This window comes from Sporosarcina sp. FA9 (assembly GCF_051550205.1).
Lineage (GTDB): Bacteria > Bacillota > Bacilli > Bacillales_A > Planococcaceae > Sporosarcina.
On the sequence record NZ_CP188819.1, the window covers coordinates 2,654,678 to 2,674,596 of the forward strand.

The following is a 19,919-nucleotide window of genomic DNA, read 5'->3' on the forward strand; positions in this document are numbered from 1 at the left end:
TTTATATATACTACTTGTATTGCTAGCTGTTTATTGAATTCATTGCGCCGCCCTCTTCAGAGTTTTTATAATTCTGTTCACCAACACGTCTCTTAATTTCTTCCTCCGTGAGCGGATTTGGAATTTGATTCGGCGGAGTGACCATTTCACTTTCTTCAACTTCAACGTTTTCGAATTTCGCGCTTCTCGCATTGATTTCGCGACCATATCTTTCAGCCTCGTCTTTTGTTATACGTGCATTTTCTGGTTTTTCAAACATAGTATCCTTCTCCTTTTCAATAATCTTCTAATTTCAGCTATACCCTTTTTCCTTCCCAATAAAACGAATCACCCTTTACCTTTCTTCGGTTATTCAAAATCAATAACATTGAAGTTCGAGGTTTGCTATACTTTGAATATATATGGAAGGGAGGCCACTTTGTGACGACAATTCTAATTGATGCGGATGCGTGTCCTGTTGTAACTGAAACCATTCTAATTTCAAAGCAATTCAATTTTGACTGCATTCTAATATGCGACACAGCACACGAAATGCATCGCGAAGGTGCCGAAACTATAATTGTTTCTAAAGGTGCGGATGCAGTCGATTTTGTACTTGTAAATAAAGTCAATAAAGGCGATATCGTTGTCACTCAGGATTATGGATTAGCTGCAATGGTACTTGCAAAACAAGGACATCCCATTGATCAAAATGGACGATTGTATACCAACGATAATATCGACCAATTGCTTTATGCACGCCATAAAGCACAAAAAGTTCGAATGGCAGGCGGAAGGTTACGCGGCCCTAAAAAACGTTCGAAGGAAAATAATTTGACCTTTGAAATAAGTTTGAAGGAATTATGCGAGAAGATATCTGTAACTAATTAAGTAGTTCATCTACCAGAATTATTGCCGCATCTTAATCGATATTGGATTAAACACAAGCCTTACCCTAATTATTTTGGGTAAGGCTTATTTTTTTTGTCGATGTAATATATTGAGTGATTTTCATAAACGTTTTCGAAACTTCACAACGTTTTGACCGGACCTCGCAACGTTTCCGAAACCTCACAACGTTTTGACCAAACTTCGCAATGCTTTGACCAGACTTCGCAACGCTACAAGAATATCAAATGCATTGACAACTTTTTCATATTTTATTCATTGTAAACGTATTATAAATGAAGCGATGTAAGGACATGCATAAGGTAAAGTGTTTGTAAAACTCAATTCAAGGTTATATATAAATAATATGACTATGGAGGTAGCCAATGCCGAAAATTGTATCGGTAAGTATATGTAAACCGCTTCATGAAGTAAAACAGGAGCAGGCGACTGAATTGACGCGTGCCCTATTCAGAGAAAAATTCGATAACATCGAACGCCTACTAAAAGTATTTTCAAATGGGGACATTGAAACAAGAAACGTATGCATGCCCATTGAATGGTTCGAGAGAGATCACGATTTTGAAGAACGAAACAATCTCTATATTCACCACGCCGTTGATTATAGTGTAAAAGCTATTAAAAAATGTCTTGAAGACACCACGCTTCTTGATAAAACGGTACATCCGTCTGAGATAGATGCAATCTTCTTTATTTCAAGCACAGGTATTTCTACTCCTAGTATCGATGCACGAATCATGAATCTACTGCCGTTTCGTGACGATACCAAAAGAATTCCTATTTGGGGTCTTGGCTGTGCAGGTGGTGCTGCGGGAATCAGTAGAGCCTATGAATATTGTCTTGCTTTTCCAGAACAAAATGTCCTCGTCGTTTCCGTAGAATTATGTAGTTTGACGTTTCAAAAGGATGATTATTCTAAAAGTAATTTAGTTGGGGTATCGTTATTTTCAGACGGCGTTGCTTGTGCTTTAATTACTGGAGACCAATCTCATATTCAGAGCAATAAGCCCGTTCCAAAAATACTAGCGACTACTTCAAAACTGATGCCTAATTCAGAAGATGTCATGGGTTGGGATGTAAAAAATAATGGTTTATATGTTGTTTTCTCAAAAAATATTCCTACTATTATTACAAAATGGCTCGGCCCGTTTGTACATGAGTTTGTTTCCAAGCATGATCTTTCAACAGAGGATATTGAACATTTCGTAGCACATCCCGGCGGTAAAAAAGTACTGGAATCCTATGAAGAGTCACTAGGTTTTGATCGTACAAAAACGGATATATCTCGGTCCATATTAAGAGAAAACGGGAATATGTCTTCCCCTACAATCCTTTATGTTCTTCAACGATTCATGGATAGCAATCCCAAAGCCGGAGACTATGGATTGATGGCTGCACTTGGCCCGGGCTTTTGCGGTGAGCTATTGCTATTGAAATGGGAATGAGGTAGATATACATGCTTTTCACCTTCGTCATAACATTCGTTATTGTTCAACGCCTGTTTGAATTGTTAGTAGCAAAACGAAATGAGAAGTGGATGCTGAGCCACGGTGCATATGAAGTAGGAGCAATACATTATCCCGTTATGGTTGCTATGCATATCGGTTTCTTTGTCACTCTAATTTTAGAAGTACTCATTTTGGATCGCCCCTTATCCACCTTTTGGATTCCGCTTTTGTCCTTATTTATCTTCGCCCAGATCATTCGTTTTTGGTCCCTACTATCATTAGGTAAATACTGGAATACCAAAATTATTATTTTACCAGGTGCAGATGTAGTACGAAAAGGACCTTACCGCTTTTTTCGACATCCTAATTATTTAATAGTAACGATTGAATTAATGGTCTTGCCCCTCATTTTCAATGCATTTGGGACGGTATTCATTTATTTCATATTAAATATTTGGATGTTATCCATTCGTATACCCGTAGAAGAACGAGCACTTAGAGAAGCAACCAATTACAGTGAACAATTCCCTTTGAAATAAAAAAAGTAGAATCGCCAATTCAATATGGCGATTCTACTTTTTTACTATTCACATGCATATCCATTTTTATTGCCATCCATTTTTTCTAAATAAGCAGGATGTCCTTTTTTAACACCTTTTGGATACTTTTTTCGAAGTTCAGTACAGTTATTAAAATGCTCTTGCTGCTCCGTAGAAACTTCTTCTTTTGTATGCGACTCTCCATCAAAACCGCGATTCGTTACATAATCTTCAAGAGTCCAAATGCCAATCCCTTTTTTCTTAGCCCTATCTTGGGCCTTCTCAAATGGATCAAGATGGCGGGTATTTGGTGGATAAACATAGGCAACACGTGCAAGTCCTTCTTCAATAAGTTTCTCCTGAATACTTTCCCCATCTATGTATACATAAGCCAGAAGTCGGCCGTACTTATCAATTCGTTCACCAATATCAAATTCAATTTCTAGTTTCCCACTGTTCATCAATTCCTGATTGCGCTCTTTGGCTTGCTGTCCAAATGGTTGTTTCCCCAACCGCGGATGATTTGTTTCTGGAGTGTCGATAAGTAAATAACGAAGATTTTGTTCTTTCCCTTCATACCTAATCTTTATCGTGTCCCCGTCAATTGTTTTTACAAGCTCAACTGGAATTAAACCCGAACGGCTTGGTTCAATATCCTCTTCCAAAAAAAATGTGTTGTACAAATATGTTCCTACTAATAATAGTATGAAAACAACGACTGTCTGTAAAGGCCGTTTCTTCATTGCTGATGTGTTTTTCTTTGTCATTTATTTCAATCCTTTATTATTTAAGATATGATCCAATATCCTAGAGCTGTCAGTAATATTCCACCGCAATAGGTTGCAACTAAATAAAGAGTTGCATCTTTCTTTTTATTACTTTTCCACATTTCAATAAGTTCTTTATTCAAAGTAGAAAAGGTCGTAAGTGCACCAGCTAGTCCTGAAGCATAAAAGAGCATCCAAGTTCGGGATAATTCCGATCCGAATACAAATCCAATTATTAGTGCGCCTGTTAAATTGATGAGTAAAGTGCCAAATGGAATTGCCTTTTGTTTGTTTAGATTTTTTGAAAGTGTATAACGAATGATTGCTCCTAAAAAACCACCTGACCCTATTGCTAACAAGTCAAGAATGTTCATTAAACCACCATCTTTCGAGCGCAATAAAACCCATATATACCTGCAAATAATCCACCAATAATTGTAGCGATCACATATAAAAGGGCTGTTAGCATTTGTTCATTTTCTACAAGTAAAATAGTTTCAATACTAAAAGCCGAGAATGTCGTAAATGAGCCCAGAAAGCCGATGGTAATGATTTCTTCAATTTCTTTACTCACTTTATATTTACTAAATATAGTGCCTACTAAATAACATAATATAAATGTACCAATCATATTTACACTAAAAGTTGCCCACGGAAATCCTACCCCTGACTTGTCCATCATGAGTTGTCCGATTGCAGTTCGTGTAATCGCACCGGCAGCTCCAGCAAAACCAATCCACACTAGCTTTTTCATTATACAATCCGTTCAAGAATACGGTATTTCAAAATGGTTTCAAGATCCAAGGTTTTCTCCATTTTATCAAATTGAATTGTGATTTTATCTTCTTCAATTGATATTATTTCACCTTTTCCAAACACACGGTGTCTGATATTTGTTCCAACAGGCAATTCTTCAACCTCACTAATACCACTCATATTAATCGGAACTCCTAATTTGGTTGTGGTCACTTCCTTAGAATCCTTTGTTACCTTCGTTGGCTTTAAAAGCAATCCTCGTATTTCATTCAAAAACTTTGAATCTTCCTTCGATTTCCCTTCATCATTTCGGTATGAAAGCAACTCCAACTTTTGTTTTGCACGTGTCATACCAACATAAAATAATCGGCGGGCTTCTTCCAATAAGTGAACATCTGTTTCATCATCCTCTGAAGGAATGATTCCATTTTGTAAATCAATCATAAACACTCTTCTAAACTCAAGTCCCTTTGCACTGTGCAGCGTTGATAGTGTGACTGCATTTTCTGCAGGGTTATATTTCGCATTTTGAACCGCTTCTTCTAACTCTTTCAGTCTGGTTGCAAATTCTACCATGGTCCGAACTTGAGAAGCGATTTCCTCAAGTGTATCGAGAATTCCAAGCAAGTGCTCTATGCGGAACCCAAATTTCTCCGCTCTACTTCTAAGCCCAGCTTCATAACCAAGATCATTACGAATGATCCGAATTACTTGTGCAGGCCGCTGATCCGGAATAGATGCATAAATCGCCTTATACTCAGTCAGTTTTTGGACTTGATTTGTTCTAAGTTCAATCGTCGAAGCAAATGCATCAAATACATTTCCTGTTGTATTGGATGATTCAAACTCTTTTAACATAGTGCGTGAAACAAAAAGGTTCATCTTCATAATTATTTTATTGAATACATCTTTTCGTTCTGTGTTAAAGCTTAGCCGCATGAAGTTTAAAATGTCTTCTACAATCCAATGCGTAAAAAACCTATCATCCGCATCTTTCATGTAGAAAGGAATCCCACGCCGATGTAATTCACTTACATACCTTGTCGAAGATGAATTATTTCGGAAAAGGATTGCAACTTCATTTAAGTTTGTTTCGCCTAGTAATTCATATGTTACATACTCAAGTTGTCTCTTTGGATCATCCAATTGCTTTATCGTTATCGGAGCTACAGAAGCATTTTCTGTATACATTTCTTTTGGATACCGGTTTTTGTTTCGTTTAATAAATTTCGCAGTTGTATCGACAATTTCTTTAGATGAACGGTAATTTCGTTCCATCATCAAAACTTCAGCATCGGGATAAACACTTTTGAAATTCAGAAGATAGTCCGGCTCAGCACCTCTCCACGTGTAAATCGATTGATCATCATCTGCAACCACACAGACATTGCCATGTTGGCTCGCTAAATGTTCAACAATTCTATGCTGTACAAATGATGTATCCTGACTCTCATCTGTGAGCAAATAATCATATTTCATACGGAATAGATCACAAAGATCTTCGTCTAGTCTAAGTGCTTCTTCCGCAATCGTTAACATGTCATCAAAGTCTAGAAATAGATGACCAACTTGCCGGGATTTGAATTGTTCATATTTTTTTGCAATTAAACCAGCCTTATCTACTGGACCTTTTAAACTTTCCCACTTTTCAGGAAGAAGCATTTTGTTTTTAATAGAACTAATGAAAGTGGAAAGCGAAGAAAGTTCATCGTCTGTACAATCCTCTTTATGCACTTCTTTATAGATTCCTTTCAATAAAAAGGACTTATTCACACTTTGCCTGGCTTGGCCTTCTATTAATTCATAAGTGGTTCCTGTTTTCTCCAAGTATGTACGTGCAATCATAAATGCAAGACTGTGAATTGTGGAAAAGTCGACGGGTATACTATCAGGGAAAAACCGTTTAAAACGCTCCGCCATATCATTTGCAGATGCACGACTGAACGTGATTGCCTTAATGCGTTTCGGATTAACCTTTTTCTCCTCTATTAAATACCCAATTCGCATAATCATTGTTGTCGTTTTACCTGATCCAGGACATGCAAGAAGGAGTAAAGGCCCTTCCGTTTGTAATACCGCTTTCTTTTGCACATCGTTTAAATCAATGCCAAGCTCTAACTTTTTACGATTAAAAAATTCAGTCATTATTTGTAACTCCTTTAACAAAAAAAATCTCATTTATTCTTTCATCAATTCGATATCTTTAATTTACCATAAGAAGTTCAGCTTCCAAAGAAAAACCTCTACACAATTGATGTGTAGAGGCTAAGGTTTCAGTTAAAATCCACCTGTTTCCAACTTATCGTTTTTCAAATCTGCCTGGCCTTTCCCGCCGCCAGTATACTCGGTCGATGCGACCACATTTGTCATGCGTTCTTCATGCGAAAATTCTTCACTCATGTTTTTCGTTTGTTTTTTACGATCCGCCTTTTTTCTTTCCGAAGGTTCCCTTGGATCTAATGACATATCATTCACTCCTTCATGTATCTGGATTAAAGACAGTATGCCCCAAATTAAATGCAACAAGTCATTTATTATATACTGGTACATCTGGGACATACCCATGTTTAAGTATCAAAAAACCATCGCATCTGTTTTTGATAGATGCGATGGTTTTCATTCTTAAGCTTATGTTTCATTTTCTTTTTTAGAACCTATTTCGACTTATTCTTCAGCAGTAAGGTGTCATAGAACCTACCATTCTGAATAGACTAGATCTTAAATGATTGTATTTTATACTTTAAAATGACTGATTGCCGTGTGAAGATCATCACTTAAACCCGCCAACGTTTCAGCGGCATTTGCTACTTCGCGAATCGCACGAAGCTGTTCATCCGTAGATGCACTAATTTCTTCACTCGCGGCAGCTGTTTCTTCAGCCGTCGCGGACATAGTTTCGATTGTTTGCATGACGGTTTCTTTATGTTCGACGACACGATTGACTTCTTCAAAAACACTACCAATCGATTGCTCTAATTTATTCATAAGACTTGAAATTGAACGAAATGTCTTTTGCGTATCATTGACAACCAATTCCTGTTCATTGAACGTATCACCCGTTTCCCTCATTTGTCTGGAAACTTGACGTGAACCTTCTTGAAGTTCTTGAACCGTCGCTTGTACTTCTTGCGTGGCTCGTGCAGATTGCTCAGCAAGCTTGCGTACTTCATCCGCAACTACAGCGAAACCTTTACCGTGTTCACCAGCTCGTGCCGCTTCTATGCTTGCATTGAGCGCAAGCAGATTTGTCTGAGATGAAATATTCGTAATTGTCTCCAACACGACACCAATTGCCCCAACTTTCGATTCAAGTTCACCAACGACCCCTGCCATCGATTGTAAGTTTGTTTTCCAACTGTCAAAGGAATCTTTCAGCTGGTCAATTTGAAGACGGCCTTCCGTGTTGACGTCTTCCGCTTCTGTTGCAATTTCCGTCATCACGCCTGCTTTTTCTTGAATCCCAACAAGTTGCAAACCTAAGTTCTCTACAGTCCCCGTAACATCCTCCGTGTCATGAGCTGATTTTGTAGCTCCCGCTGCAATGTCATCGATTGCCCCCGCCATCTGCTCACTAACCGCAGTTGTTTCTTCTACGGATGCACTCAGTCCTTCAGCAGAAAGTCGAACTTCATTGACGGATCGGGTTACGACTGTAATGACTTCACGTACTTTAGTCGTCATTAAATTGAAGTATTCAGCAAGGTCGCCAAATTCATCTTTGGACTTTACATCTGCAGTGACATTTAAATCTCCTTCTGCCATCTTATTCATTGCCGAACGAATTTCCCCAAGTGGCCGAATAAGCCTTGAAATTAGAACCCATAACAACCCAACCAAAAGAAGTTCGGAAAGAAGAAAAATTGCCAATATCAAATTTTTAGTACCTTTCATTGAGTCAGCAATAGATTGTTCTTTAAAAGCAGCCCCGACTTTCCATCCGGAATCGGGAAGCGTTGTAAAGATTCCAATCATCTTTTCCCCATTTTCTTCATATCGATCGATACCGTTCGGCTTTCCTTCAACAAACATTGCTGTTACATATGAAAGATTGACCATTTCTTCCTCTTCGGGATTTAGAAGCGGATGGACAATTCCTCCACCCTCACTATCGAATAAAAACGGATAGCCATTAAATCCAAATTCACTGTCTGAAATACTATCCGTTAAATTTGAAAGACTAATATCTGCACCGATGACACCAATAACCGAGCCATTTTTACTGATTGCTTTTGAGCCCGTAATGACATAATCACCTGATACGACATCAATATACGGATTTGTCCATGCAACATGACCTATTTGGTCGAGGGCTGCCGCATACCAAGGACGACCTGTTGGATCAAAATCAGCCCCCACATCAACCTCGGGTACAAATTTCGTAAATTTGTTTTCAAATCCAAAATAGATTAAATCAGACGCTGGAAGAATTTCTATAAAATCCCCAAACGCCTTTTCAATCCCCTGATTAAGTACAGTGGCATTCCGATTTCCACTACCATATTGTGTATCAATATAATCGGTGACCGCTTGGTTGTTCGAAACGAGCTCCAATGCCTGTTCATACTGGATGATAAAGTTTTCAATTGCATGGCCCATTTCTATCACAGCCACTTCACTTTGATCGAAAAGTACTTCTTCCGTTTGTTTTTTCATTTGAAGCGAAACGAATCCATAAATCACACTACTAATAATGAAAAACAGTATAAATACGCTTACAATTATTTTCGTTCTAATTGATTTCAATAGTATAGCCCCCTGCTCAATTATGTTTAACTTGCCTTATTTCATGATAACAGGTGCAAGCAGGAATCCAATCACCAATAGTATCATCCATAAAACAAATCCTGTTTTCCAATTTCACTCGCTACCTCCCCTATTCTAATAAGACTTTCAATCTTCTATCGGTTTAATATTTTTAAATCCAAGGACTAACTGCATAATAAAAGCAATGCTACAAATAATAATTACTACAATCGAAACCCAATCTAGGGGATCCATTAATGACGTTTTAAAAACGATGAGTAATAATATTGCGGATAAGCTGAAATTTACAATGAATGGCTTATGTTTGAATTTCTTCAATGCAAACCAAACAAATATCCCCACTCCAATAATTAATAAAGACAAGATCGTATCCATAAAAAGCCCCCCTTAAAGATGTTTGCTACAATTATGCAATAGGCAATGATTTTTAGCCCTCACGATTAGTTCAAACACTTCCCTATTATAATTTTCTAATTACTCCTTTAATTATAAACTAAATACATATAAGATGACATGATCATTTATCAAAAATAAAAAACGCCTGTGATTGGCGTTTCTTATACTACATATCCGAGTGAGCGTAAAACAGAATGCATAAATGATTCCGTATATAAAAACACTTCATCTCGTTCTGGTTCATGAAATACGTCATGATACAACCGATTCCATTTTTTATACTGTAATTCTGATAGTTCTTGAGCAAACAGCCACTTCTTAGCGTAGCTGATATCCGTCACCTTATCACTTCCCGCTGAATGGAGAAGAATTGGTATGTCACGAATTGTTCCTTCATATTGAGTCACTGATTTCATAAGAAACTGCAACTCTTTGTACCATGAAGCGGTCACAATTGGATTGTAAAAACGATCTTCACGTGCTTCTATGTGCAAATCGTGATTTCTTGTTAACTTTTCAATTGGTAATTCATGGTTTAGCTTCATAGAAGAAGTAAGCTTTGACAGAACACTTGAATGTTTGGGAGGCAAGTGATTAAGGTGTAACCACGGAGAACTAAAAATGTAGCCAGCACATTCAATCTTTTCAGTCTGAAGAATACGCATCATTATCGTAGCACCAAGACCGTGTGCAATAACAAATAGCGGTAAACCGTCAGCTAGACCAACATCAAGCAACTTCTTTACATAATTTATATATGAATTAAAACTTTCATCATGCACGGTGCGACCTGCTGGTTCACCATGTCCTGGTAAATCGCCCGTTACGACATGAAATCCGCTACTCCGCAGCTTCTGAATAAGCCACGCATACCTACTGTGATGTTCGTACGCATTATGGATGATAGCGACAACCGCTTTTGGTTGACCTTCCGCCTCCCATTTCCACATAGACATCTACCTCCTTAATAATCCGTTCAGCACAGTATTATTCCCTTTTTATAAACAATAAAACATAAACTTTGCTACAATTAATTATACACCATTAAATAGAATTGAGGAGAAGTCATGATTTATCCATACAAAGATAAATACCCTATTATCGATCCAAGTGTTTTCATAGCAGATTTCACAACTATTACGGGAGACGTTACAATTGGTCCCGAGTCATCTATTTGGTTTAACACAGTTATACGAGGTGATTTGTCACCTACAATCATTGGCCGAAGAGTAAATATTCAAGACTTATGTTGTTTACACCAAAGTCCACAATACCCACTAATTCTTGAAGATGAAGTAACGATTGGCCATCAGGTTACATTACATAGCTGTACAGTAAGAAAAGGAGCTCTAATTGGTATGGGTTCAATTATATTAGACGGAGCTGAAATTGGGGAAGGTTCATTTATCGGAGCCGGTAGCCTGGTTCCACCAGGTAAAAAAATACCACCCGGCGTACTCGCTCTTGGTTCACCCGCAAAAGTTGTACGTCAGCTTACTGATATAGACCGAGCAGAAATGGAACGTGTTGTACTTAGTTATGCTGAAAAAGGTCAGTATTATAAAAGCTTGCAAAAATAAACTAAAAAAAGCTAGTAGATCGGTAATCCAATCTACTAGCTATTATTTTATTACAATGTTTTAGCGCGATATTTTAAAGATTAGCTTGTTCTCTTAATTGATCCGCTTTATCCGTTTCTTCCCAAGGTAGATTAATATCAGTTCTACCGAAATGACCGTAAGCCGCAGTTTGTTTATAAATAGGACGACGTAAATCCAGCATTCTTATAATCCCTGCAGGACGAAGATCGAAATTTCCTCGGACTAGGTCCACTAAGTCACCTTCTGTAACTTTTCCTGTACCAAACGTGTCGATTGAAATCGAGACCGGTTGCGCAACACCAATTGCATATGCAATTTGTACTTCGCATCGATCAGCTAATCCAGCTGCAACGATATTCTTCGCTACGTAACGAGCCGCATAAGAAGCAGAACGGTCAACCTTCGTTGCATCTTTACCTGAGAATGCACCCCCACCGTGGCGAGCGTATCCACCATATGTGTCAACGATAATTTTACGACCTGTAAGACCCGCATCTCCTTGAGGTCCACCAATAACAAATCTTCCAGTTGGGTTAATAAAATATTTCGTGTTTTCGTCAATCAATTCTGGCGGAACGACTGGTTTAATAACATGTTCTTTAATATCCTTTTGTATTTGCAGAAGCGTAACTTCAGGATGATGTTGTGCAGAAATAACAATTGTATCAATACGAACTGGGTTATTATTCTCATCGTATTCCACGGTTACCTGAGTTTTTCCATCTGGACGAAGATAAGAAATAATTTCTTCTTTTCTAACATTTGAAAGTCTACGCGCTAATTTATGAGCCATACTAATAGGGAGTGGCATTAGTTCAGGTGTTTCGTTACATGCATAGCCAAACATAAGACCTTGGTCGCCCGCTCCGATTGCTTCGATGTCTTCATCACTCATTGCCCCTTCACGAGCTTCAAGCGATACGTCAACACCAGCTGCGATGTCTGCGGACTGTTCGTCAATGGCAGTAAGAACCGCTGAAGTTTCCCAGTCAAAGCCGTATTTTGCACGAGTATAACCAATTTCTTTTACCGTATCACGTACAACTTTTGGAATGTCTACATACGTAGTCGTTGTAATCTCCCCTGCAACCAAAACAAGACCAGTCGTTATTGTTGTTTCACAAGCAACACGTGCGTTTGGATCTTCTGCTAAAATTGCATCCAAAATTGCATCTGAAATCTGATCACACATCTTATCGGGATGTCCTTCTGTTACAGATTCTGATGTAAATAGTTTTCGATTCGTCAATTTATTTCCTCCTTATATCCTACGAGATTGATACGGTACTCATACTTCCCATGTAAAGTCCGTTCTTATAAAATGAACGGTAAGCGCCATTACGAGCTCATACACGAGGATTAAGGGCTGAAACAATAGAAAAAGCCCTTCGCTCACGTATTTATTACATGAGGAAAGGCTTATTTTGAAAAAGCACCTTTCACTCTTATCGTCCAAGGACTTTCACCTTGCATCAGGTTGGGCACCATCACGATAACAAATTCGTTATTGCAGGTTGCCGGGTTTCATAGGGCCTGACCCCTCCACCAGCTCGGGATAAGAGTATCCGTTCAATTAAATATGTTACGAAACATGTCCGCATATGTCAATCTTTCTGTGAAATTAATTCGATTCAATTAGTATAGTTTATTATTCTGAATGTGTTATACTAATTGATGAATGTGATGTCATCCAATTATATATGTAAAGGACGGTACTTAATTATGATTTCAACGTCAATTAGCGAAACTCTAAAAGATCTTCTTTCCGGAGAAAATGTAAATGTTCAACTCTCAGTTCCACAACTTGTTGAAAAAGCAACAACACGTGGAGAAGCGCAGCTAACTGCAGATGGGGCGATAACAGCTTTAACAGGAAAATATACAGGGCGTTCCCCGAAGGATAAGTATATTGTCGAAGAAGATTCTTCCAAAGATAACATCGATTGGGGCAATGTAAACCGTCCAGTTTCATCCAAGATTTTCGATTCATTATATAACAAAGTAATTAAACACTTAGCAAAAAAAGACGAATTATTTGTGTTTAAAGGGTTCGCTGGAGCAGATCCTGAGTCCCGTCTTTCTATACAAGTCGTTAATGAACTTGCTTGGCAAAACCTTTTTGTTCATCAACTCTTCATTCGCCCGAGCGAGCAAGAATTAGCAGAACATCAATCACAATTTACAATTTTAGCAGCACCATCATTTAAAGCAGATCCTGCTGTTGATGGTACAGATTCCGAAACTTTTATTATTGTTTCTATGGAGAAACGAATTGTACTTATTGGTGGAACTGAATATGCCGGTGAAATGAAAAAATCAATCTTCTCAATTATGAACTACTTACTTCCTTTAAAAGGAATTTTACCAATGCATTGTTCTGCAAACGTTGGAGATAAAGGCGATGTTGCGTTGTTCTTCGGACTTTCGGGTACAGGTAAAACAACACTTTCTGCTGATGCAGATCGTAAGCTTATTGGCGATGATGAACACGGCTGGTCTGATAATGGTGTGTTTAATATCGAAGGTGGATGTTACGCGAAATGTATCAATCTTTCAGGGGAAAAAGAGCCTGAAATATTTGGTGCTATCCGTTTCGGTTCTGTTTTGGAAAACGTTGTTATCGATTCAGAAACACGTATTCCAAATTACGACGACGGTTCGTTAACTGAAAACACTCGTGCCGCTTATCCGATACAAGCAATCGACAATATTGTAGATCCATCGGTTGCCGGACATCCTAAAACGATTATTTTCTTAACTGCGGATGCGTTTGGTGTTTTACCTCCAATTTCAAAATTAACGAAAGAACAGGCTATGTATCATTTCCTTAGCGGTTTCACATCGAAACTTGCTGGAACAGAGCGTGGAATTACTTCACCTGAAGCAACATTCTCTACTTGTTTCGGTTCGCCATTCCTACCACTTCATGCAACAGTGTATGCGGAAATGTTAGGTAAGAAAATTGACGAACATGATGCACAAGTATTTCTTGTAAACACAGGTTGGACTGGTGGAGTCTACGGTGTTGGCCGTCGTATGGATTTAAAATATACGCGAACTATGGTACGTGCTGCTCTTGAAGGTAAACTTAACAATATTGAAACAGATACAAATGATGTATTCGGTTTAGAAATGCCGAAAGTAATTGACGGTGTTCCAACTGAAGTATTGAATCCACGCAATGCTTGGTCTGATAAAAAAGCATATGATGAAAAAGCAAATGAACTTGCAGAACTGTTCCGTGAAAACTTCAAGAAATTCGGATCTGTATCCGAAGAAATTATTCTTAAAGGCGGACCAACAGCATAATTAAATAGAACCCCCGATTACACAATTCATTTGTGTGATCGGGGGTTTTTTAATTTCAAGTGAAATAGTGTTTAATTCTACTGTCTCCTCATCCAATCACATAGGTTACGGACAATTTGGATGTTTTGGGCTGGGGGAATATAATGCATAAAGTTAGGGAAATATCGTGTTTCGTATACTTTTCCATTTTCAAACAAAGCACTTTCCAGTAATTTTGCTTGGTCAATCGAAACATGTTCATCTTGCATTCCGTGTATAATTAAAACAGGTGCATTCAGTTCACTGATTCGAGATAAAGCATTCCGTCTTCGATATTCATCAGGATTTGTATTCGGAGTGCCACCAATTACTCGCTTCATCATTTTCCGCATATCTTTTCGTTCTTTATATGTAAATATTACATCAGAAACACCAGACCAAGTAACTACGGATGTAATATCTTCCCGTAAGATTGCTGTCCAAAGTGCCATAATACCACCCCGTGAAAACGCAAATAAATGAATTCTTGATGAGATGCATCTTGGATTTTGTTTCAAAACATCAACAGCATTCATTGCATCTAAACGGTCGTCTCCACCGAATTCATCTTTTCCTTCCCCTCCGCGATTTCCTCGGTAATAGGGAGCAAATACGACAAAACCTTGCGAAGCGAACTGGGCAATCCTTGAGGGGCGTACCATTCCAACGTGTTGAATTCCGCCTCTTAAGTAAATAATCCCTTCATATTTCCCATCTGCTATTGGCTCGGCTAATAATCCTTTTACTCTGAATCCATCCGACCAATACGTAATTTCAAATAAACGAACATTTGGATTTGGAGATGGATACATACGCTTCTTTTCTATCCTAGCATCACAATTCAAGCGTCATCACCCGCTTTCTTATAGCCGTCATCCCTTCATCTTTCATATGAAAACTTAATTTTGGAAAAGAATCAAGTTCAATATCATTCATCCAGACTACTCCCTCAGTTTCACGTAGTGGATAATCTGAATGTATTTTGGTAATAGATCCAGTAAATACGGTCTTACAAAAAGGAGCATCTCCATGAACAACATATTCTGCAACTTGTACTAAGTTCTTTATAAGTACTCCAGTTTCCTCTAGAGTTTCTCTTATTGCGGCTTCTTCCAATGTTTCAGGCTTTTCCACTTTACCACCAGGGAATTCGACTCCCCGCTCCCTATGTTTAGTGAGGAGCCACTTTCCTTCATGTTTTAAAACAACTAACACATGATTTTTTTCCATTTCGAACATTTCTTTCTTAAAAGTTAGTTCCACTTTAAAACCATTCATGTCCATATAAGAAATCAAACTAACTCCCCCTTCCCACGTTCAGTGTAACGAAGGAAAAGGCTCATTTCAACGAAAATAAGGAAGTTCTTCGATAAATTTTTGTGTTTCCTCATCCGTAAATTCATGGATTAGAGCATAGACCTTTTTTGTTCGCATTTCTACATCTTTATTGAAACCTCCGTAATGGGCTGGGATAAATGGAAAATGAGATCTATAAAAGTTCATATTTTCCATCTCATTGGTTTGTTCAAAAAGATTTTGAAAAATGGGTATATACTCTCGTTCTAAACTCACCTCATATTCCCAAGCCGAAACATCGGGTTGAAAATACACTCTTTGATTTGCAACAGAAACATAAGCTTTATACTTTTCCATAATGGTAACCACCTTTTTTGAATTAGTATGTCATAGTTCAAAAAAAACATGCATCTCCATTTCGGGAAGATGCATGTAGGTGTAACATTATGCTTTTACATCAACCGAAATCCCTTTATGCGGATGTGCAACAGTTGGTTGTTCAGGTAAACTATTCAACATTTCGATTGCAGCAGAAGTACCCCTCGAAAGGGATTTATTCAACATACTTATTTGAACAGTAGATTGAAGACTTCTAAGTTGACTCGCCATTATTGAATTTATATCCATAAGAAAAACCACCTCTCACACAATTTATATCGACTAAGATCGCTACATTTTTAGTGAAAGTGAAAGTTTCATTAAATTTGAAGCTAAATTACTTATTGTCTTCACCAAGAAATGCATTAAGCATCCATTGATGTTTTTCAACGCTTTGATAAATAGCGTTTAATAAGTCCTCTGTCATATCGTCTCCATTTTTTGCAGCTTCATCCATACCTTTTTTCAAAGAAGACATAATTTTATCAAAATCGCTGACAATTGTTTCAACCATTTCATCTGATTTTTCATTACCCGCCGCTTCTTTTATTACAGATTGTTCTAGATGCTCAGCCATAGTTGCAACCGGATTTCCACCAAGTGTTAACACTCGCTCAGCGATTTCATCCATATGGATTGTAGCCTCGTTGTAAAGTTCTTCAAACTTAGCATGCAGGGTAAAAAACTGATGCCCTTTAACATACCAATGGTAATTATGAAGTTTCGTATACATAACCGACCATGTAGATACTTGAATATTCATTTCTTTAATTAGTGGTGTAGACATAAAAAAACATCCCCCTTAAAAATAATTATTAATCTTCTTACTTTATGTTTACCGCAATAACCAGTACATTAAACATATAAGCTAAATTAGGGAGCAATTAAAATGAAAAAAATACTTATGATGATGATTAAAATTTATCAAAAAACAATTTCACCACTAACACCGCCATCTTGTCGATTTTATCCCACTTGTTCTCACTACGGCATTGAAGCCCTTGAAACACATGGTGCACTTAAAGGCTCATGGTTAGCGGTTCGTCGCATTTCAAAATGCCATCCATTTCATGAAGGCGGTTTTGACCCTGTTCCTGAGAAGAAAACGAAAAACTAAATCGTAGTTATTTAAAATGGTTCAGCTATCGAGTTGAACCATTTTATTTAGTTGCAAAATTACTTCTGTTCTAGTATGATAAAAAATGTTAGCGGTCCAAATCGTAATGATTACTATTTGAAAATAGAGAGGAATTTATCACATGAAAAAGAGCTTCTTTTTAGTACTATCCTTAACACTTTTTTTTATATTAACAGCTTGTAATTCTAATAATCCAAAGACAGAGGAAATTGACGATAAAAAGCTTAACGTTTACACCACTGTATTCCCACTACAATATTTCGCGGAAAGAATTGGTGGTGATTACGTTAATGTAAAATCAGTCTATCCAACTGGGGCGGATGAACATACTTTTGATCCTACTCAGAAAGAAATGATTGCACTTGCTGATGCTGACTTGTTTTTTTACATCGGGCTTGGGTTGGAAGGTTTTGTAGAAAATGCTGAAAAAACGTTGAAGAATGAACATGTAAAAATGGTTGCTACTTCAGAAGCAATAACAGAAGATATGCTTAACGAAGATCACGATCATGACGACAATGAAGACTCTGAAGAACATCATGCTCATGATGATGGAGCACTAGACCCACATGTATGGATGTCCCCTATTTTGAGTGATGCTCTTGCTTTCTCAATAAAAGAATCCCTTATCGAATTAATTCCAGAACATACTACTGAAATCGAAAAGAATTTCGAAGAGGTACGCAACGACCTTCTAGATCTTGATCGGGCATTTATTAATATGGCTTCTAATGCAAAAACAAAAACGTTCTTCGTATCACATGCGGCATTTGGTTATATCGCTGACACTTATGGACTAGAGCAAGTTGCAATTGCTGGTTTAAACTCACAAAGTGAACCGTCCCAAAAACAATTAGCAGCTCTTGTTGAATACGGTAAAAAACATGATATAAAATATGTTCTTTTTGAACAAAACGTATCCTCAAAACTAACGGATGTAATTCGAAAAGAAATTGGTGCAAAATCTTTTATGTTACATAATCTTGGAGTATTAACAGTAGAAGACGTAGAAAATAAGGAAGATTATTTTTCTTTAATGAATAAAAATATCGAAACTTTAAAACAAGTTCTGAATTAAATTTCACTTGAAAGATATTAACCCACTTACTGTCAACCCTAGGCAATGTGGGTTTTTCTTCGTTCTATGATAAATCCAGCATTTCCTTTAATTTACGACGCAGTAATTTATTTGAAGCGTTTCTTGGGAGTTCATTTACATAATGGAATTGCTTCGGGACTTTATAACCAGCTAGTCTTTCTGCACAATATTCCTTCAGATTTATGTCCGTTACTTCTTCACTAATCACAACGAAGGCTACGGGAATACTTCCCCACTTTTCGTCATCGATTCCACAGACTCCTGCTTCTATTACATTCGAATGTCCCAAAAGCACATTTTCAATTTCGGCTGGATATATGTTTTCTCCCCCGGAGATAATTAAATCTGAACGTCGATCTACAATATATAAATATCCTTCTTCATCTAGATATCCGATGTCGCCTGTCGGCAGCCATCCATTTTTCAATGGATTTTCATCGGCAAAATGTCCAATGTAACCCGGTGTAACATGTGGACCTCGGATATATACTTCACCGCTTTGCAGTGGAATTAAAGTATCCTTTATTTTAATTTGATTGAAAAATAACGGTTTGCCAGCAGAACCGATTTTTCTCATTGAGTCAGATGCTGAAAGAGTTGTAGTTTGCGAGCTGGTTTCAGTCATTCCGTAGGTCTGGAGTATAGGAATATGACACTTCTCAGCTCGTTCTAAGTAACCTATTGGAACAGGACCTCCACCTGCAAGCATTGCTTTAAAGGAAGAGTGAGCTATAGCTTTATTATCCTCGAATTCGCGAAGAATCTTATCTAACGTGGCAGATACAACAGATATATGTGTTATCGAACCATACATTAGTTCCTTTGCAATTTTTGAAGCTTCGAACTTTTCATGAAGTTGGACTTTCATTCCATAAATTACGGAGCGTACAAGAATTGAGAATCCACTTATATGAAACAATGGCATTGTACAAAGCCAAGTATCCTCATCATCAAGACCTAAATTTAAAACAGATGAAATGGCACTTGATGTATGATTTCCCGAGGTTTGGCGAACCCCTTTAGGTAACCCACTTGTTCCCGAAGTATACATGATTGTAATTGTTCGATCCGTGTCCCAGATTTCCTCAATATCAAATTGAATTTCTCTCATTTGTTCAATTTCAGAAAATAAGATAACTCTTATTTTCGACTCTGAAAGAACGAAGTTTAGGTCATCAGATACAAGCACAGCTGTGGCTTCTGAATCTTTGATTTGCCATTCAAGTTCTGTTTTTGTCAATCTACTATTCAACATCACAATTTCAAGACCTAGATGAATACAAGCATGTATCATAAAAACCATTTCTGCATTAGAATTACCAAGCAGTGCAATTCGATCGCCTTTATTTAAACCACAAGCACTAATCTTTCGAGCGTAATTCAGCGCTGTATTGTTAACTTCAGAAAATGTCCATGTCTCGTTTCCAAATGATAACGCTTGTTTATTTGGGCTTAGATATGCTCTTTGCAAAAGCCAATTAGGTATCATGTAATTCACCTTTCACTTCAGAAAAAGCTGCCC

General features: G+C 37.6%; 23 protein-coding genes and 1 riboswitch. Of the genes, 7 read left to right on the plus strand and 16 right to left on the minus strand.

Annotated elements, in window-relative coordinates; all coding sequences use genetic code 11:
* Nucleotides 1-22: 22 nt before the first annotated feature.
* Nucleotides 23-259, minus strand: a complete 237-nt coding sequence (locus ACP8HH_RS13260; protein ID WP_438312060.1) for a hypothetical protein — start codon at nucleotides 257-259, stop codon at nucleotides 23-25.
* Nucleotides 260-420: 161 nt separating this feature from the next.
* Between ACP8HH_RS13260 and ACP8HH_RS13265 the strand changes: the two genes are divergently transcribed.
* From ACP8HH_RS13265 to ACP8HH_RS13275, 3 genes are all read left to right on the plus strand, one after another.
* Nucleotides 421-870 (plus strand): YaiI/YqxD family protein, encoded by a 450-nt coding sequence (locus ACP8HH_RS13265; protein WP_438312061.1) that lies wholly within the window; start codon nucleotides 421-423, stop codon nucleotides 868-870.
* Nucleotides 871-1,253: 383 nt separating this feature from the next.
* The gene (locus tag ACP8HH_RS13270; protein WP_438312063.1) at nucleotides 1,254-2,333 is read left to right on the plus strand and encodes a type III polyketide synthase; all 1,080 of its coding nucleotides are present in this window, start codon (nucleotides 1,254-1,256) and stop codon (nucleotides 2,331-2,333) included.
* A gap of 11 nt (nucleotides 2,334-2,344) precedes the next feature.
* Nucleotides 2,345-2,875: an isoprenylcysteine carboxyl methyltransferase family protein gene (locus tag ACP8HH_RS13275; protein WP_438312065.1), complete on the plus strand. Its 531-nt coding sequence runs from the start codon at nucleotides 2,345-2,347 to the stop codon at nucleotides 2,873-2,875.
* 44 nt (nucleotides 2,876-2,919) lie between these two features.
* On the opposite strand, the gene ACP8HH_RS13280 is transcribed toward ACP8HH_RS13275, so the two are convergent.
* The 8 genes from ACP8HH_RS13280 to ACP8HH_RS13315 form a co-directional block, all read right to left on the minus strand.
* The gene (locus ACP8HH_RS13280) at nucleotides 2,920-3,642 is read right to left on the minus strand and encodes a thermonuclease family protein (protein WP_438312067.1); all 723 of its coding nucleotides are present in this window, start codon (nucleotides 3,640-3,642) and stop codon (nucleotides 2,920-2,922) included.
* 20 nt (nucleotides 3,643-3,662) lie between these two features.
* Nucleotides 3,663-4,016, minus strand: coding sequence for a fluoride efflux transporter CrcB (gene crcB, locus ACP8HH_RS13285; RefSeq protein ID WP_438312068.1), 354 nt, complete (start codon nucleotides 4,014-4,016; stop codon nucleotides 3,663-3,665).
* Nucleotides 4,016-4,396 (minus strand): fluoride efflux transporter CrcB, encoded by a 381-nt coding sequence (gene crcB / locus ACP8HH_RS13290; protein ID WP_438312070.1) that lies wholly within the window; start codon nucleotides 4,394-4,396, stop codon nucleotides 4,016-4,018. Before crcB (ACP8HH_RS13290) ends, crcB (ACP8HH_RS13285) begins: the two co-directional genes overlap by 1 nt.
* A complete protein-coding gene (locus tag ACP8HH_RS13295) occupies nucleotides 4,396-6,543 on the minus strand; it encodes an ATP-dependent helicase (RefSeq protein ID WP_438312071.1) in 2,148 nt (715 codons plus the stop codon). The genes crcB (ACP8HH_RS13290) and ACP8HH_RS13295 overlap by 1 nt, the downstream gene beginning before the upstream one ends.
* Nucleotides 6,544-6,675: 132 nt before the next feature.
* Nucleotides 6,676-6,864 (minus strand): hypothetical protein, encoded by a 189-nt coding sequence (locus ACP8HH_RS13300; protein ID WP_438312074.1) that lies wholly within the window; start codon nucleotides 6,862-6,864, stop codon nucleotides 6,676-6,678.
* A 267-nt stretch (nucleotides 6,865-7,131) separates the two neighbouring features.
* Nucleotides 7,132-9,141, minus strand: a complete 2,010-nt coding sequence (locus tag ACP8HH_RS13305) for a methyl-accepting chemotaxis protein (protein ID WP_438312076.1) — start codon at nucleotides 9,139-9,141, stop codon at nucleotides 7,132-7,134.
* A gap of 147 nt (nucleotides 9,142-9,288) precedes the next feature.
* The gene (locus ACP8HH_RS13310; RefSeq protein ID WP_438312078.1) at nucleotides 9,289-9,537 is read right to left on the minus strand and encodes a hypothetical protein; all 249 of its coding nucleotides are present in this window, start codon (nucleotides 9,535-9,537) and stop codon (nucleotides 9,289-9,291) included.
* Nucleotides 9,538-9,719: 182 nt separating this feature from the next.
* A complete protein-coding gene (locus ACP8HH_RS13315) occupies nucleotides 9,720-10,508 on the minus strand; it encodes an alpha/beta hydrolase (protein ID WP_438312079.1) in 789 nt (262 codons plus the stop codon).
* A 117-nt stretch (nucleotides 10,509-10,625) separates the two neighbouring features.
* Here ACP8HH_RS13315 and ACP8HH_RS13320 point away from each other — a divergent pair, with 117 nt between their 5' ends.
* Complete coding sequence (locus ACP8HH_RS13320; RefSeq protein WP_438312081.1) at nucleotides 10,626-11,138, plus strand: gamma carbonic anhydrase; 513 nt, start codon at nucleotides 10,626-10,628, stop codon at nucleotides 11,136-11,138.
* Nucleotides 11,139-11,211: 73 nt separating this feature from the next.
* Here ACP8HH_RS13320 and metK read toward each other — a convergent pair whose 3' ends face one another.
* Nucleotides 11,212-12,408, minus strand: coding sequence for a methionine adenosyltransferase (metK, locus tag ACP8HH_RS13325; RefSeq protein WP_438312083.1), 1,197 nt, complete (start codon nucleotides 12,406-12,408; stop codon nucleotides 11,212-11,214).
* Between the two features lie 193 nt (nucleotides 12,409-12,601).
* Nucleotides 12,602-12,721, minus strand: a riboswitch (SAM riboswitch).
* A gap of 160 nt (nucleotides 12,722-12,881) precedes the next feature.
* Here metK and pckA point away from each other — a divergent pair.
* Nucleotides 12,882-14,468 carry a phosphoenolpyruvate carboxykinase (ATP) gene (gene pckA / locus ACP8HH_RS13330; RefSeq protein ID WP_438312085.1) on the plus strand — a complete coding sequence of 529 codons (1,587 nt, stop codon included), beginning with the start codon at nucleotides 12,882-12,884 and terminating at the stop codon, nucleotides 14,466-14,468.
* A gap of 77 nt (nucleotides 14,469-14,545) precedes the next feature.
* On the opposite strand, the gene ACP8HH_RS13335 is transcribed toward pckA, so the two are convergent.
* From ACP8HH_RS13335 to ACP8HH_RS13355, 5 genes are all read right to left on the minus strand, one after another.
* Nucleotides 14,546-15,298 (minus strand): alpha/beta hydrolase family protein, encoded by a 753-nt coding sequence (locus tag ACP8HH_RS13335; RefSeq protein ID WP_438312086.1) that lies wholly within the window; start codon nucleotides 15,296-15,298, stop codon nucleotides 14,546-14,548.
* A gap of 22 nt (nucleotides 15,299-15,320) precedes the next feature.
* Nucleotides 15,321-15,782, minus strand: a complete 462-nt coding sequence (locus ACP8HH_RS13340) for an NUDIX domain-containing protein (protein ID WP_438312088.1) — start codon at nucleotides 15,780-15,782, stop codon at nucleotides 15,321-15,323.
* A 48-nt stretch (nucleotides 15,783-15,830) separates the two neighbouring features.
* Nucleotides 15,831-16,139 (minus strand): transposase, encoded by a 309-nt coding sequence (locus ACP8HH_RS13345; protein ID WP_438312090.1) that lies wholly within the window; start codon nucleotides 16,137-16,139, stop codon nucleotides 15,831-15,833.
* Nucleotides 16,140-16,226: 87 nt separating this feature from the next.
* The gene (locus ACP8HH_RS13350) at nucleotides 16,227-16,409 is read right to left on the minus strand and encodes a putative motility protein (RefSeq protein WP_438312092.1); all 183 of its coding nucleotides are present in this window, start codon (nucleotides 16,407-16,409) and stop codon (nucleotides 16,227-16,229) included.
* A gap of 88 nt (nucleotides 16,410-16,497) precedes the next feature.
* Nucleotides 16,498-16,947: a Dps family protein gene (locus ACP8HH_RS13355; protein ID WP_438312094.1), complete on the minus strand. Its 450-nt coding sequence runs from the start codon at nucleotides 16,945-16,947 to the stop codon at nucleotides 16,498-16,500.
* 102 nt (nucleotides 16,948-17,049) lie between these two features.
* Between ACP8HH_RS13355 and yidD the strand changes: the two genes are divergently transcribed.
* Together yidD and ACP8HH_RS13365 are read left to right on the plus strand one after the other, a co-directional pair.
* Nucleotides 17,050-17,277, plus strand: a complete 228-nt coding sequence (gene yidD, locus ACP8HH_RS13360; RefSeq protein WP_438312096.1) for a membrane protein insertion efficiency factor YidD — start codon at nucleotides 17,050-17,052, stop codon at nucleotides 17,275-17,277.
* Nucleotides 17,278-17,419: 142 nt separating this feature from the next.
* Complete coding sequence (locus ACP8HH_RS13365) at nucleotides 17,420-18,376, plus strand: metal ABC transporter solute-binding protein, Zn/Mn family (protein ID WP_438312099.1); 957 nt, start codon at nucleotides 17,420-17,422, stop codon at nucleotides 18,374-18,376.
* A gap of 64 nt (nucleotides 18,377-18,440) precedes the next feature.
* Here the strand turns inward: ACP8HH_RS13365 and ACP8HH_RS13370 are convergent, their stop codons facing one another.
* Nucleotides 18,441-19,886, minus strand: a complete 1,446-nt coding sequence (locus tag ACP8HH_RS13370) for an o-succinylbenzoate--CoA ligase (protein WP_438312101.1) — start codon at nucleotides 19,884-19,886, stop codon at nucleotides 18,441-18,443.
* Nucleotides 19,887-19,919 lie beyond the last annotated feature (33 nt).

What these genes read in the sequence shown, in the direction of transcription:
- ACP8HH_RS13270 (WP_438312063.1), top strand. Translation starts at nt 1,254, where the DNA reads ATGCCGAAAATTGTATCGGTAAGTATATGTAAACCGCTTCATGAAGTA.
- ACP8HH_RS13315 (WP_438312079.1), bottom strand. Translation starts at nt 10,508, where the DNA reads ATGTGGAAATGGGAGGCGGAAGGTCAACCAAAAGCGGTTGTCGCTATC.
- ACP8HH_RS13320 (WP_438312081.1), top strand. Translation starts at nt 10,626, where the DNA reads ATGATTTATCCATACAAAGATAAATACCCTATTATCGATCCAAGTGTT.
- crcB (WP_438312068.1), bottom strand. Translation starts at nt 4,016, where the DNA reads ATGAACATTCTTGACTTGTTAGCAATAGGGTCAGGTGGTTTTTTAGGA.
- yidD (WP_438312096.1), top strand. Translation starts at nt 17,050, where the DNA reads ATGAAAAAAATACTTATGATGATGATTAAAATTTATCAAAAAACAATT.
- ACP8HH_RS13280 (WP_438312067.1), bottom strand. Translation starts at nt 3,642, where the DNA reads ATGACAAAGAAAAACACATCAGCAATGAAGAAACGGCCTTTACAGACA.
- ACP8HH_RS13365 (WP_438312099.1), top strand. Translation starts at nt 17,420, where the DNA reads ATGAAAAAGAGCTTCTTTTTAGTACTATCCTTAACACTTTTTTTTATA.
- pckA (WP_438312085.1), top strand. Translation starts at nt 12,882, where the DNA reads ATGATTTCAACGTCAATTAGCGAAACTCTAAAAGATCTTCTTTCCGGA.
- ACP8HH_RS13345 (WP_438312090.1), bottom strand. Translation starts at nt 16,139, where the DNA reads ATGGAAAAGTATAAAGCTTATGTTTCTGTTGCAAATCAAAGAGTGTAT.
- ACP8HH_RS13300 (WP_438312074.1), bottom strand. Translation starts at nt 6,864, where the DNA reads ATGTCATTAGATCCAAGGGAACCTTCGGAAAGAAAAAAGGCGGATCGT.
- ACP8HH_RS13275 (WP_438312065.1), top strand. Translation starts at nt 2,345, where the DNA reads ATGCTTTTCACCTTCGTCATAACATTCGTTATTGTTCAACGCCTGTTT.
- ACP8HH_RS13335 (WP_438312086.1), bottom strand. Translation starts at nt 15,298, where the DNA reads ATGTATCCATCTCCAAATCCAAATGTTCGTTTATTTGAAATTACGTAT.
- ACP8HH_RS13355 (WP_438312094.1), bottom strand. Translation starts at nt 16,947, where the DNA reads ATGTCTACACCACTAATTAAAGAAATGAATATTCAAGTATCTACATGG.
- ACP8HH_RS13310 (WP_438312078.1), bottom strand. Translation starts at nt 9,537, where the DNA reads ATGGATACGATCTTGTCTTTATTAATTATTGGAGTGGGGATATTTGTT.
- ACP8HH_RS13350 (WP_438312092.1), bottom strand. Translation starts at nt 16,409, where the DNA reads ATGGATATAAATTCAATAATGGCGAGTCAACTTAGAAGTCTTCAATCT.
- ACP8HH_RS13370 (WP_438312101.1), bottom strand. Translation starts at nt 19,886, where the DNA reads ATGATACCTAATTGGCTTTTGCAAAGAGCATATCTAAGCCCAAATAAA.
- crcB (WP_438312070.1), bottom strand. Translation starts at nt 4,396, where the DNA reads ATGAAAAAGCTAGTGTGGATTGGTTTTGCTGGAGCTGCCGGTGCGATT.
- ACP8HH_RS13295 (WP_438312071.1), bottom strand. Translation starts at nt 6,543, where the DNA reads ATGACTGAATTTTTTAATCGTAAAAAGTTAGAGCTTGGCATTGATTTA.
- ACP8HH_RS13260 (WP_438312060.1), bottom strand. Translation starts at nt 259, where the DNA reads ATGTTTGAAAAACCAGAAAATGCACGTATAACAAAAGACGAGGCTGAA.